Annotated in this window: 11 protein-coding genes; 4 read left to right on the top strand and 7 right to left on the bottom strand. The window is 69.9% G+C overall.

Going from position 1 to position 12,375, the window contains the following annotated elements:
* Positions 1-74: 74 nt before the first annotated feature.
* The 4 genes from HD841_RS02390 to glmM form a co-directional block, all read right to left on the bottom strand.
* Positions 75-761 (bottom strand): ribonuclease HII, encoded by a 687-nt coding sequence (locus HD841_RS02390; RefSeq protein WP_179507275.1) that lies wholly within the window; start codon positions 759-761, stop codon positions 75-77.
* Positions 762-1,529, bottom strand: coding sequence for a bifunctional hydroxymethylpyrimidine kinase/phosphomethylpyrimidine kinase (thiD, locus tag HD841_RS02385; RefSeq protein ID WP_179507274.1), 768 nt, complete (start codon positions 1,527-1,529; stop codon positions 762-764).
* Between the two features lie 560 nt (positions 1,530-2,089).
* Positions 2,090-2,314 (bottom strand): DUF1272 domain-containing protein, encoded by a 225-nt coding sequence (locus tag HD841_RS02380; RefSeq protein ID WP_179507273.1) that lies wholly within the window; start codon positions 2,312-2,314, stop codon positions 2,090-2,092.
* The gene (gene glmM / locus HD841_RS02375; RefSeq protein ID WP_179507272.1) at positions 2,314-3,666 is read right to left on the bottom strand and encodes a phosphoglucosamine mutase; all 1,353 of its coding nucleotides are present in this window, start codon (positions 3,664-3,666) and stop codon (positions 2,314-2,316) included. The genes HD841_RS02380 and glmM overlap by 1 nt, the downstream gene beginning before the upstream one ends.
* 58 nt (positions 3,667-3,724) lie before the next feature.
* Between glmM and HD841_RS02370 the strand changes: the two genes are divergently transcribed.
* A complete protein-coding gene (locus HD841_RS02370) occupies positions 3,725-4,945 on the top strand; it encodes a dicarboxylate/amino acid:cation symporter (RefSeq protein ID WP_179507271.1) in 1,221 nt (406 codons plus the stop codon).
* 171 nt (positions 4,946-5,116) lie between these two features.
* Here HD841_RS02370 and HD841_RS02365 read toward each other — a convergent pair whose 3' ends face one another.
* A complete protein-coding gene (locus HD841_RS02365) occupies positions 5,117-6,712 on the bottom strand; it encodes a peptide MFS transporter (RefSeq protein WP_179507270.1) in 1,596 nt (531 codons plus the stop codon).
* A 118-nt stretch (positions 6,713-6,830) separates the two neighbouring features.
* Here HD841_RS02365 and HD841_RS02360 point away from each other — a divergent pair, with 118 nt between their 5' ends.
* Together HD841_RS02360 and HD841_RS02355 are read left to right on the top strand one after the other, a co-directional pair.
* Positions 6,831-7,412, top strand: a complete 582-nt coding sequence (locus HD841_RS02360) for a nitroreductase family protein (RefSeq protein ID WP_179507269.1) — start codon at positions 6,831-6,833, stop codon at positions 7,410-7,412.
* 51 nt (positions 7,413-7,463) lie between these two features.
* Positions 7,464-7,820, top strand: coding sequence for a GntR family transcriptional regulator (locus tag HD841_RS02355; protein ID WP_179507268.1), 357 nt, complete (start codon positions 7,464-7,466; stop codon positions 7,818-7,820).
* A gap of 692 nt (positions 7,821-8,512) precedes the next feature.
* Here the strand turns inward: HD841_RS02355 and HD841_RS02350 are convergent.
* Both HD841_RS02350 and HD841_RS02345 read right to left on the bottom strand, forming a co-directional pair.
* Entirely contained in the window at positions 8,513-9,331 is an 819-nt protein-coding gene (locus HD841_RS02350) for an arylamine N-acetyltransferase family protein (protein ID WP_179507267.1), read from the bottom strand.
* Positions 9,332-9,658: 327 nt separating this feature from the next.
* Positions 9,659-11,377 carry an acyl-CoA dehydrogenase gene (locus tag HD841_RS02345; RefSeq protein ID WP_179507266.1) on the bottom strand — a complete coding sequence of 573 codons (1,719 nt, stop codon included), beginning with the start codon at positions 11,375-11,377 and terminating at the stop codon, positions 9,659-9,661.
* Between the two features lie 36 nt (positions 11,378-11,413).
* On the opposite strand from HD841_RS02345, the gene HD841_RS02340 reads away from it, so the two are divergent.
* The gene (locus tag HD841_RS02340) at positions 11,414-12,337 is read left to right on the top strand and encodes an L-threonylcarbamoyladenylate synthase (RefSeq protein WP_179507265.1); all 924 of its coding nucleotides are present in this window, start codon (positions 11,414-11,416) and stop codon (positions 12,335-12,337) included.
* The last annotated feature ends 38 nt before the right edge of the window (positions 12,338-12,375 follow it).

Raw genomic sequence — 12,375 nt, 5'->3', positions numbered from 1 at the left:
GGCGCCCGCGATCCAGATGTTGGGAAGTGCGGCCGCCTCCAACCCCAAGTGATGGGGTCTGTGACTCAAAAGACTCAGCGTGCGACTTGGTGCAGATTTCTGCCGTCGCCATCCCCCGCAGCGGGGTGCGGGGCGGCCGAACCACCCGCCGCCGTGATTCGGGCATAAGCGGCGGCGACCGGCGCGAAGCTGCGGCGATGGAGCGGCGTCGGCCCGTGTTCGTGCAGCGCGGCGAGATGGTGCTTGCAGCCATAGCCCTTGTTCGAATGCCAATTGTACTGCGGGTGGACCGCGGCATGATCGAGCATGATCGCGTCGCGCGTATGCTTGGCGACGATCGAGGCGGCGGCGATCGACAGGCTGTGCGAATCGCCCGAGACGATCGCGGTGGCGGCATAGCTCCAGCGCGGCAGGCGGTTGCCGTCGACCAGGACATGGCCGGGATCGCAGCCGAGCCGCGCGACGAGCGCATCGACCGCCAGCGTCATCGCCTTCATCGTCGCCCAATAGATGTTGAGCGAATCGATCTCGGCAGGCTCGACGATGCCGAGGCCGTAGACGCCGCGGGTGGTGATGAGGCCGTAGAGCCGTTCGCGCTCGGCGGCGCAGAGCTTCTTCGAATCGTCGATGCCGCGCGGCGTGCCCTTCGCCGGCAGCACCACCGCGGCGGCGACCACCGGCCCGGCGAGCGGCCCGCGTCCCGCCTCGTCCACCCCGGCGACGGGGGGCTGGCAGGTCTTCTCATGCTTCCATCCGGGCATTCAGCCCTCCATTCGATCGAACGGCACGCCACCGAGCGCGTGCCCCATCGGCCCGTGGCCGGCGCCGAGCCCCGGCGCCGCGGCCAGCGCCGCCTGCACATAGGCGATCGCGCGCGCCACTGCATCGGTCAGCGGCAGGCCGGCGGCAAGACCGGTCGCGATGCCGCTCGCCAGCGTGCAGCCGGTGCCGTGGCTGTGGCGCGTGTCGACGCGGGGATGCGTCCACAGCGCCTGCACGCCCTCGGCATCGATCAGCCGATCCTCGATGATGTCGCCCTCGGCATGGCCGCCCTTGACCAGCACCGCGGTGCCCATCGCGCGCAGGCCCCCCTCGCCGCCGAGCCCGTCGAGCTCGGGCAGGTTGGGCGTCACCAGCGTCGCGCGGCGGATTAGCCGTTCGAACGCCGCGACCGTCGCGGCATCGGCGAGCACCGCGCCGCTGGTCGCGATCATCACCGGGTCGAACACCATCGGCGCGTCGATCCGGTCGAGCGTGTCGGCGACGGCATGCGCGATGGCGGCCGAGCCGATCATGCCGATCTTGACCGCATCGACGCCGATGTCGTCGATCACCGCGCGCATCTGCGCGACGACCATGTCGACCGGGACGGCATGCACCGCCTGGACGCCGCGCGTGTTCTGCGCGGTAAGCGCGGTGATCGCGGTCATCGCATGGCCGCCGAGCATCGTGACCGTCTTGATATCCGCCTGGATACCGGCGCCGCCGCCCGAATCCGACCCGGCGACGATGAGCACGCGCGGGATCATCCCAGGCCCCGGACTCTAGCGGAGTGGCGGCCGTTTCGGCGTCGAGACCATCGTCCGCGTGGCAGGGCGGGACCGGCGATGGGCGGAGCGTGGCTGATCGTATGCGCCATGGCGGCGCCCATGCCACAGGTCGGGGGGCATAAGACAGCGGAAGCTTTGGGTCGCGCAGAGGCGCGGAGGACGCGGAGGGGCCGTCACCTTGTGCCGCGCGTCTCCCTCGCCACCGTTCGTGCGGAGCGTGTCGGGGCACGGCGGACCCGATGTTCTTCGACATGGTCGGGGGAACGGACCGGGGCATCGGCGAAGCACCTCCGTGTTCTCTGCGCCTCTGCGCGAATCCCTTCTCTCCGCGCCGACGCGCGACGGCAATCCGATCCGGCGACGCGGGCGGGAGAGGATAGAGAATAGTGAGTCACGCGAAGGCGCGAAGACGCGAAGGTGTTCCGGTTGGCTTTGCGGCAGCTCTTCCCCTCCGGCCGCGGCAACGGCCGCGGTGCAGGCGGTGAAGCTGCCGCGCGCGCACCATCTTGGCGGCTTCGCGGCTTCGCGCGAAATCCTCTTCAGCTCTGGAAGCGCCGTTCCGTGACCGGCGGATGCGCCTTCAGCGCCTTGCCGATCCGCGTCGGCCGGTCGAGCAGCTCGCCGCCGCAGTCGGGACAGCGCTCGTCGAGTTCGTCCGCGCATTCACTGCAGAAGGTCGTCTCCAGCGAGCAGATGAACGCGCCGGGCGCGTCGGCGGGCAGGTCGGCACCGCAACGCTCGCAATCGGGATGCATCGCGAGCATCAGGCGGTCGCCTGACGCACGGCGTCGCAGATGCGGTCGACGACGGTTTCGACCTGACGGGCGTCGTCGCCCTCCGCCATCACCCGGATCACCGGCTCGGTGCCCGACGGGCGGATGACGAGGCGGCCGGTGCCGGCAAGCTCGGCCTCGGCGGCGGCAATGACCGCCTTGACCGACTCCTCCTCCAGCGGCTTGCCGCCGGCGAAGCGGACGTTCTTGAGCACCTGCGGCAGCGGCTCGAAGCGGTGGAGCACCTCGCTCGCCGGTGCGCCGGCGCGCTTGAGCTCGGCGAGCACCTGGAGCGCGGCGACGAGGCCGTCGCCGGTGGTGCCGTAATCCGACAGGATGATATGGCCGGACTGTTCGCCGCCGACATTGTAGCCGGAACCGCGCATCTTCTCGAGCACGTAGCGGTCGCCGACCTTGGTGCGGACGAGGCCGAGCCCCTGCGCCGACAGATGGCGTTCGAGGCCGAGGTTGGACATCACCGTCGCGACCAGCCCGCCGCCGGCGAGCCGCCCAGCGCGCGCCCAGCCCGCCGCGATCGTCGCCATCAGCTGGTCGCCGTCGACCACGCGGCCGGTCTCGTCGACGATGATCAGCCGGTCGGCGTCACCATCGAGCGCGATGCCGATATCGGCGCCCGCCGCGACCACCGTCTCCGACAGCGCCTGCGGCGCGGTCGAGCCGACGCCGTCGTTGATGTTGGTGCCGTTGGGGGTGATGCCGATCGAGACGACGTCGGCGCCCAGTTCCCACAGCGCCAGCGGCGCGACCTTGTAGGCGGCGCCGTTGGCGCAATCGATCACCACGCGCAGCCCGTCGAGGCGCAGATCCTCCGGGAAGGTCGCCTTGGCGAAATGGATGTAGCGGCCCTGCGCGTCGTCGATGCGGCGGGCGCGGCCGATCTGCGCCGACGGCGACAGCGGCACGTCGCCGGCCATCGCGCTGTCGATCAGCTGCTCGATCGTCTCCTCCGCCTCGTCGGACAATTTGTAGCCATCCGGGCCGAACAATTTGATGCCGTTGTCGGCATAGGGATTGTGGCTGGCCGAGATCATCACGCCGATGTCGGCGCGCATCGACTGGGTGAGCATCGCCACCGCCGGCGTCGGCAGCGGGCCGACCATGATCACGTCCATGCCGACGCTGGTGAAGCCGGCGCACAGCGCGGATTCGAGCATATAGCCCGACAGGCGCGTGTCCTTGCCGATCAGCACGCGATGCTTGTGGCCGCCGCGCTGGAAGTAGGTGCCGGCGGCCATGCCGACCTTCATCGCCATGCTGGCCGTCATCGCGCCCGCGTTGGTCGCGCCCCTGATGCCGTCGGTGCCGAAATATTTCCTTGCCATTGCGTGCGATCCGTTCCGCTATGCCGCGTGTCGATCCCCCGATGCGCCAAGGAACCCGATGTCGCAAGCCACCCGTATCCTGCTGGCGCTCGTCGCCGGCATCGCGCTCGGCATCCTGGCGGTGGCGCTCGACCGGGATTGGGCGCTGCGCGTCACCAGCGTCAGCCAGCCGATCGGCGAGGCGTGGCTGCACGGATTGCAGATGGTGATCGTGCCGCTGATCGTCGGGCTGCTGGTGACCGGGATCGCCGCCACCGCGGAGGCGGCGAAGGCCGGGCGGATCGCCGGGCGGGCGGTGGTGCTGTTCGTCGTCGTGCTGTGGTGCACGACGCTGATGTCGGCGGCGGTGATGCCGGTGCTGCTCGACCTGTGGCCGTTGCCCGAAGCATGGTCGGTGGCGCTGCGCAGCGCGCTGACCGCCGCGCCGCCGATGGGCAAGGTGCCGACGCTCGCCGATTTCTTCGCGACGATCGTGCCGACCAACGTCGTCGGCGCGGCAGCGGGCGATGCCTTCCTGCCGCTGACCGTGTTCACGCTCGCCTTCGCCTTCGCGATCACCCGGCTGGAGGATGCGGCGCGGCAGCGGCTGACCGACCTGTTCCAGGCGATCACCGATGCGATGCTGGTGATCATCGGCTGGGTGCTGAGGCTGGCGCCGGTGGGCATCTTCGCGCTCGCCTACGGCGTCGGCGCGCGGACCGGCGCGGCGGCGTTCGGCGCGTTGCTGCATTATATCGTGATGGTGTCGGCGATCGGGCTGATCGTGCTGCTCGCCGCCTATCCGGTCGCGCGCTTCGCCGGCGGCGTGCCGCTGCGCCGCTTCGCGCGCGCGGTCGCACCGGCGCAGGCGGTGGCGATCAGCACGCAAAGCTCGCTCGCCTCGCTGCCGGCGATGCTCAAGGGGGCGGCGGAGATCGGCGCCGCGCCGGCGACCGCGGGGATCGTGCTGCCGGTGGCGGTGGCGATCTTCCGTGCGACGAGTCCGGCGATGAACCTGGCGGTGGCGCTGTACGTCGCGCATTGGCTCGGCGTGCCGATCGGGCCGGGGCAGCTCGCCGCGGGGATCGCGACCGCGGCGATCACGACGATGGGTTCGGTGTCGCTGCCGGGCACGGTGAGCTTCTTCGCCAGCGTCGCGCCGGTCGCGTTCGCGATGGGCGTGCCGATCGAGGCGCTGGGGCTGCTGGTCGCGGTGGAGACGGTGCCGGACCTGTTCCGCACCGTCGGCAACGTGACGATGGACGTCGCGGTGACCGGGGTGGTGGGGAAGCGCGACTGATCCTCCCCGCTGGCGGGGAGGGCTATCCCCTATCGCTGCGGTGATGAAGTTCGATCGGCTTCCTCATCGGACCTGTCACCCCGGACGTGTTCCGGGGTGACGGGGTGGGGTGGGAGCGCGGCGGACTCGCAGTAACGGTCATATGCGATAGTCCTCCCCGCGCCGGAAGGATCAGGGCCGCCGCTCCTCGCGCGTGTTCACGCCTGCCGCGGCGGGTTCGCCGATCGCCGTGTCACCCGCCAGCGTGTGCTCGGACGGGTCGCCGATCGTGTCGAGGTGCATCAGCCGCGTCACGAACGGCGCGAGCACCAGCACGACGAGGCCGACGCCCATCGAGAACCAGCCGATCCGTCCATAGACCACGAGCACCTGTGCCGGGCCGGCGCCCTCGCCGCCGGTCGCCTGCGCGATCAGCCCGGCGATGAAATTGCCCGCCGCGGTGGCGAGGAACCAGGTGCCCATCATCAGCCCGGTCATGCTCGCCACCGACAGCCGCGTCATCGACGACAGGCCGATCGGCGAGAAGCACAATTCGCCCATCGAATGGAGCATGTAGAGCAGGATCACAAAGATCGCCGGGGTGAGCCCGCTCGCCGGCGCGCCGAGGATCAGCGCGAAGAAGCCCGCCCCGACCAGGACGAGCCCGATGCCGAACTTGAACGGCGCCGACGGCTCGATGCCGCGCTTGCCCATCGCGGTCCACAACAGGCCGAACAGCGGCGCGAGCGTGATGATGAAGAAGGAGTTCACCGACTGGAACCACGACGCCGGCATCTCCCAGCCCAGCACCGTGCGGTCGACCGACTGGTCGGTGTAGAGGTTGAGCGACGAGCCCGCCTGTTCGAACAAGGCCCAGAACAAGGGCGACAGCGCGACGAGGAACAGCGCGGCGAAGATGCGGTGCCGCTCGACCCTGGGCAGCGCGCGGAACGAGGTGAGCAGGATATAGGCGACGGTGAGCACCGATCCGGCGATCAGCACGATGCCGACCGCGCCCTGGTTGCGGACCAGCCACCACGACAGCGCCACCGCGACGAGCGCGCCGGCGTAGATCGCCCATTCGATCGTCAGGCCGATCGGGGTGCGCGTCTGCAGCGCGCCGGCGACGGGCGGCTCGCCGACGTCGTACAATTCGCGGCGGAACAGCACGAAGACGATCAGGCCGAGCGCCATGCCGATCCCGGCGGCGCCGAAGCCGTACGACCAGCCCATCCGCTCGCCGAGATAGCCGACCAGCAGCGGGCCGATGAACGCGCCGGTGTTGATCCCCATGTAGAAGATCGAGAAGGCGCCGTCGCGGCGGCTATCGTCGCGCGGATAGAGCTTGCCGACGAGCACCGAGATGTTCGCCTTGAGGAAGCCGGTGCCGACGATGATGAAGGCGAGCGCCAGGTAGAAGCCGTTGAGCGCGCTGCCCTGCACCCCCGCCGGCGCCTCGACCGCGGCGATCATCAGATGGCCGACGGTGATGAACACGCCGCCGGCCAGCACCGCCTTGCGCGGGCCGAGATAGCGATCGGCGATATAGCCGCCGATGATCGGCGTGACGTAGATCAGCGCGGTATAGGCGCCATAGACCGCGAAGGCGGGCTGTTCGCCGAACAGGAAGTGCTTGGTCAGGTAGAAGACGAGGATGGCCCGCATGCCGTAATAGGAGAATCGCTCCCACATCTCGGCGAAGAACAGCAGGAACAGCCCGAGCGGATGTCCGAGGAAGGTGCGCGCGTGGGCCGGTACGCCGCCCCCGCTCGCTGATGCGATGGCCATAAGGTTTGACAACTCCAACACATTCGTGGCGCCGGCCGGTCCGGGCGGCGGATCGCGGCAACCTAACGGCTGATCCCCTGCTGTAAACATCGCCGCCACCGGCTATGTCGGCGCCATCATGTTCAACGACACCAGCACGCCGCTTTCGCTGCTCGCCACCCGCCGCTCGGGCAAGCCGCGCGACCTCGTCGCCCCCGGTCCCGACGGCGACCAGCTCGCGCAGATGCTCGCCATCGCCGCGCGCACCCCCGATCACGGCAAGCTCTCGCCGTGGCGGTTCGTCGTCATCGACGATCGCGACGCGCTGTCGCGGCTGCTCGCCGACGCCTATCGCGCCGAACGGCCGCAGGCGCCGCGCGGCGACATGGACGCGCTCGACCAGTTCGCGCGGCAGGCGCCGACGCTGGTCGTGGTGCTCTCGTCGCCGGTGACGAGCAGCCCGATCCCGTTGTGGGAGCAGGAATTGTCCGCCGGCGCGGCGACGATGAACCTGCTCCACGCGGCGCATGCGATGGGCTTTGCCGCGGGCTGGCTGACCGGCTGGCCGACCTTTTCCGACGGCGTGCGCACCGGCCTGGGCGCGACCGCGGACGAGCGGATCGCCGGCTTCGTCTTCATCGGCACGCCGAGCCGGCCGCTCGACGAACGGCCTCGCCCGGACCTGGCACGGGTCGTCTCGCATTGGCCCAACATGGGATAGCAAAGTCGCGCGCGATATGGACCTTTTCGGCGGCTGGTGTATTAAGTCAGCATGACAGCGCTCAGCAACGAGGACAGCCCGGTCTATATCCGGTTACGCGGCACCATCGCGGCGGGGATCCTGCGCGGTGACTATCGCGCGGGCGACCAGCTCCCCTCGGTGCGTGCCTTCGCCGCCGAACACGGCGCCAACCCGCTGACCGTCGCCAAGGCGTACCAGAGCTTCCAGGACGACGGCTATGTCGAGGTCCGCCGCGGCGTCGGCATGTTCGTGCTGCCGGGCGCATCGGAGAAGCTGCGCGCGGCGGAACGGGCGAACTTCGTCGAGACGCAATGGCCGCGGATCCGGAGCTACATCGACCTGCTGGGGCTGGATGCGGCGGACCTGCTGGAGTGCGAGCGGGCGTAATTCCGTTCGTCGGCGCGGGGGTGCGTCGCAGGTCGATGTGGCGGTCCTCGTCAGCGTGCTGGAACGGTCGTTCTGCGTCTTTGCGCGCAATCGCTTCGTGACATGGGTCGTTTCGACCGGAAGCGTCTGCAAGATGATCACGCGAAGGCGCGAAGGCGCAAAGAGGTCGCGCCGCAGGCGATCGCATGCCCACCCCGTGCCGGAAGGCAGCGGTGCCCGCGGCAGACGCAACCCTTCGCGTCTTCGCGTCTTCGCGTGAACCCTTCTTTCCCCCGGTGTCAGCCGCTCCGCTCCGTCGCCGTGGTTCAGAAGGTTTGTTCGCGCAGAGGCGCGGAGGCGCAGAGGGGTTGCGTCTGCCGCGGGCGTGACCGCCTTCCGGCGCGTGGCGGGGGCCGTTGGGTGCAGGCGGGTTATGACTACGTCGTGTTCCGCGCCCGCTCCTTCACTCCGGATTTGGGAACGCTTCAAAGTATGATTTTCATAGACGCTGTTCCCGGGCCCACTCTGCGGCGAACGGAAGGCTTGGTTTGACACCGGTCTCGTGCGGCTCGGTGGACCCCGGAACGAGTCCGGGGTGACGATGCTGATGTGGAACCGTATCCCATCACCGTAGCGATAGGCCGGCGGCGCGTGGGGCATGCGGTTGCTGGTGGGGCGACCTTGTGGCGTCTTCGCGTGAAACCGGGCCGCGCTCAGAACAGGCCGAGCGTTGCGACCTCTTCGGCTGTCAGGTCGATACCGAACATCAGCGACATGCGCATGCGGTAGACGCGCGGATCGGTAATCTCGGCGGCGCTGCTGCTGTCCCCGGCGCGGCGGTGGTAGCGGCGGTCGGTAAGGCCGGCGAGGCCGTGCGGCAGGACGATGCTCGCGATGGTGAGCTGCGTGAAGCGGCTCTGCGGCGCGGTCGAGGCCCAGTGGTTGGACAGCGCAAGGTCGGCGTCGAACACCGCGGTCTCGTGGAAACTATATTGCGGCTGCCAGCCCTCGCCGGTGCCGCGGCCGTCGGTCGAGCCGGGGTCGCCCTTGCGGCTGAGCATCCAGCCGTGCTCGGCGTGGCGTTCGAGGCGGAACCAGGCGCCGTCGGGCGCCTCCGCCTCCCAGCCGTCGGCCAGCGCCATCACCGGCGCATAGCTGCCGCCGAAGCCGGCGTCGGCGATCCACTCGCGGCCGTCGATCGTCACCAGGCTGAGCGTATGGGTGAGCGGCGGCGCCTCGGTGGCGCCGAGCCAGACGCGGGCGAGCAGCGGCCGCACGGCGAAGTCGAGCGCGGCCAGCGCGTCCATGAACAGGCGGTTCTGTTCGAAGCAATAGCCGCCGCGCTTGCCGGTCACCAGCTTGGCGAAGACCGAGTCGCTGTCGATCGCGATACCGCGGCCGAGGCGGACGTCGAGATTCTCGAACGGGATCGACAAGCGGTGTTCGCGCTGGAGGCGACCGAGCCCCTCGGCGTCGGGCGTGACGCGGGCGGGCAGGCCGATGCGGGCGAGATAGGCGTCGAGGTCGAACATGATGGGTCCTTGCAGACAATTCCTCCCCCGCCAGGGGGAGGTGGCAGCGCATAGCGCGGACGGAGGGGGAGGAAAGGTGGCGTTATATAGGAAAGCTCCCGCCCTTTTTCCTCCCCTTCCCCGGCGGGCAGGGCAATCGCCTATGGCTGCGGTGGTGAGGGTCGATCGGCTTCCTCTTCCTGTCCGTCACCCCGGACTCGTTCCGGGGTCCACCGGGCCGCAGGAGAATGCTGCGTTCTCAAGCCACTCTCCTCGCCGCAGGGTGGACCCCGGAACGAGTCCGGGGTGACGGGGGCTTGGAAATCGGCGCGCTTCAGGGGGGGCACGTCAGGCGGCAAACGCCTCTGCCGGCACGGCGTAGAGCACGTCGGCGCTGGCGGTCGCCGCGGCCTTCAGGCCGAGCGCTTCGGGCACGATCTGGTCGAGGTAGAAGCGGACCGCGGCGCGCTTGACGATCGCGAACGCCTCGTCGCCGGTGGCGTGGCGGCCTTCGCGTTCCATCAGCCAGCCGCAGACCGCGACCGAGGTCATCGTCAGGAACGGATAGCTGGCGGCGAGCTTGTCGTCGGCGTCGAGCGTGGCGAGGCGGCGGGCGATCGCCTCGACCGCGTCGATCAGCGCGACCAGCTCGGGATGCTCCGCCTCGGCGCGCATGTCGGCGACGAGCGCGGCGAAGGCGCCGCCATTGTCCAGCGCCAGCTTGCGGCCGACGAGGTCGGCGGCCTGGATGCCGTTGGTGCCCTCGTAGATCGGGGTGATGCGCGCATCGCGGAAATATTGGGCGGCGCCGGTCTCCTCGACATAGCCCATGCCGCCATGGACCTGGATGCCGAGCGAGGCGACCTCATTGCCGATGTCGGTGCCGTGCGCCTTGGCGAGCGGCGTCACCACCTCGAGCCGGTTCTTCGCGGCGCCGTCGCCGAGGCCGGCGCGATCGACCTGCCCTGCGGCATAATAGACGAGCGCGCGTGCCGCCTGGGTCTGCGCCTTCATCCGCAGCAGCATGCGGCGCACGTCGGGGTGATCGACGATGCGCACCGCGTCCTTGACGGCCGAGCCGGCGCGCGCCGACTGGACGCGTTCGAGCGCATAGCCGACCGCCTTCTGCGTTGCGCCCTCGGCGATCTGGACGCCCTGCAGGCCGACGTTGAGCCGCGCGTTGTTCATCATCGTGAACATCGCGCGCATGCCGGCATGTTCCGCGCCGATCAGCTCGCCGACGCAATCGTCATTGTCGCCGAAGCTGAGCACGCAGGTCGGCGAGGCGTGCAGCCCCATCTTGTGCTCGATCGAAACGACGCGGACGTCGTTGAACGCGCCCGGCGTGCCGTCGTCGTCGAGGCGGAACTTGGGCACGAGGAACAGGCTGATGCCGCGCGTGCCGGCGGGCGCGTCGGGGGTGCGCGCGAGGACGAGGTGGACGATATTGTCCGCCATGTCGTGGTCGCCGAACGAAATGTAGATCTTGGTGCCCTTGATCGACCATTTGCCGTCGCCGAGCGGCTTGGCGGTGGCGCGGAGCGCGCCGACGTCGCTGCCCGCCTGCGGCTCGGTAAGGTTCATCGTGCCGGTCCATTCGCCCGTCGCCAGATGCGGCAGATACAGCGCCTGCTGCTCAGGACTGCCGTGGTGGATCAGCGCCTCGATCGCGCCGACGGTCAGCGTCGGGCAGAGCGCGAAGCCCATGTTGGCCGAGCCGAGCGTGTCGAGCACCGCGGTCTGGATCGCGAAGGGCAGGCCTTGGCCGCCGAAATCCTCGGGCACGCCGATCGTGCCCCAGCCGCCCGCGACATACTCCTTATAGGCCTTGATAAAGCTGGCCGGCATGTGGACGCCGTCGGGCGACCATTTCGCGCCGACCGTGTCGCCCTCGCGGTTGAGCGGTGCCCATTCGCCGCTTGCGAACTGGCCGACGCCTTCGAGCACCGCGTCGACCACGTCGGGACTGGCGGCGGCGAAGCGCTCGGTCGCGGCGAGTTCGTCGATCTTGACGACATGCTCCAGCACGAAACGCTGGTCGGCCACGGCTGCGGTAAAGGACATCATTCTCTCCTAGGATCGCACGCGATATAGGCCGGACGGATGGCCGATCCAAACCCGCGCATCTTACCCTACGGCACGGCCGCGCTCGCCGAGGCGGCGGCGCGAATCATCGCCGGCGAATGCGTCGCGGTGCCGACCGAGACCGTCTATGGCCTCGCCGCGGACGCCGGGAATGCCGATGCCGTCGCGGGCATCTATGCCGCCAAGGGGCGGCCGAGCTTCAATCCGCTGATCGTCCATGTCGCCGATCGCGCCGCCGCCGAGCGGCTGGCGGCGTTCGACGACGATGCGCGCGCGCTGGCGGCGCTGTTCTGGCCGGGACCGCTGACGCTAGTGCTGCCGCTGCGCGACGATGCGGGGATCGCGTCGCTGGTCACCGCGGGCCTGACGACGGTGGCGATCCGGGTGCCACGGCATCGCGCGATGCAGGGGCTGATCGCCGCCACGGGCCGCCCGCTCGCCGCGCCCTCCGCCAACGCGAGCAACGGCATCAGTCCGACGCGCGCGAGCCATGTCGCGGGGAGCCTGGGGACGCGGGTGCCGCTGATCCTCGACGACGGCGCGACCGAGGCGGGGCTCGAATCGACGATCATTGCCGGACGGTCGATCCTGCGGCCGGGGCCGATCACGGCGGCCGAACTGCCATTCGCCGCACTGCCGCATACTATAGAGTCCGCGATCACCGCGCCGGGGCAGCTCGCGACGCATTATGCGCCGCGCAAGCCGCTGCGGCTGGAGGCCCAAGCGGCGCGGCCGGGCGAATGGCTGATCGGGTTCGGCGTGTCAGCAGGCGACGACACGCTGTCGGCGGCCGGCGACCTGCGCGAGGCGGCGGCGCGGCTGTTCGATGCGCTGCATCGTGCCGACGCCAGCGACCGGGCGGCGATCGCAGTTGCGCCAGTGCCGCACGAAGGACTGGGCGAGGCGATCAACGACCGGTTGGGCCGCGCGGCGCACCGGTAAGCGGTGGCGCCAGCCGGGCGCGCCACCGCCGGCCCCGA

The organism is Sphingomonas melonis (genome assembly GCF_013409985.1).
Taxonomy (GTDB): domain Bacteria; phylum Pseudomonadota; class Alphaproteobacteria; order Sphingomonadales; family Sphingomonadaceae; genus Sphingomonas; species Sphingomonas melonis_A.
This window is presented reverse-complemented; position numbering and strand designations above follow the sequence as displayed.

Coding starts and splice junctions, on each gene's coding strand:
- HD841_RS02345 (WP_179507266.1), bottom strand. CDS start 11,377: ATGATGTCCTTTACCGCAGCCGTGGCCGACCAGCGTTTCGTGCTGGAG.
- HD841_RS02365 (WP_179507270.1), bottom strand. CDS start 6,712: ATGGCCATCGCATCAGCGAGCGGGGGCGGCGTACCGGCCCACGCGCGC.
- glmM (WP_179507272.1), bottom strand. CDS start 3,666: ATGGCAAGGAAATATTTCGGCACCGACGGCATCAGGGGCGCGACCAAC.
- HD841_RS02390 (WP_179507275.1), bottom strand. CDS start 761: ATGCCCGGATGGAAGCATGAGAAGACCTGCCAGCCCCCCGTCGCCGGG.
- HD841_RS02340 (WP_179507265.1), top strand. CDS start 11,414: ATGGCCGATCCAAACCCGCGCATCTTACCCTACGGCACGGCCGCGCTC.
- HD841_RS02350 (WP_179507267.1), bottom strand. CDS start 9,331: ATGTTCGACCTCGACGCCTATCTCGCCCGCATCGGCCTGCCCGCCCGC.
- HD841_RS02370 (WP_179507271.1), top strand. CDS start 3,725: ATGTCGCAAGCCACCCGTATCCTGCTGGCGCTCGTCGCCGGCATCGCG.
- thiD (WP_179507274.1), bottom strand. CDS start 1,529: ATGATCCCGCGCGTGCTCATCGTCGCCGGGTCGGATTCGGGCGGCGGC.
- HD841_RS02355 (WP_179507268.1), top strand. CDS start 7,464: ATGACAGCGCTCAGCAACGAGGACAGCCCGGTCTATATCCGGTTACGC.
- HD841_RS02360 (WP_179507269.1), top strand. CDS start 6,831: ATGTTCAACGACACCAGCACGCCGCTTTCGCTGCTCGCCACCCGCCGC.
- HD841_RS02380 (WP_179507273.1), bottom strand. CDS start 2,314: ATGCTCGCGATGCATCCCGATTGCGAGCGTTGCGGTGCCGACCTGCCC.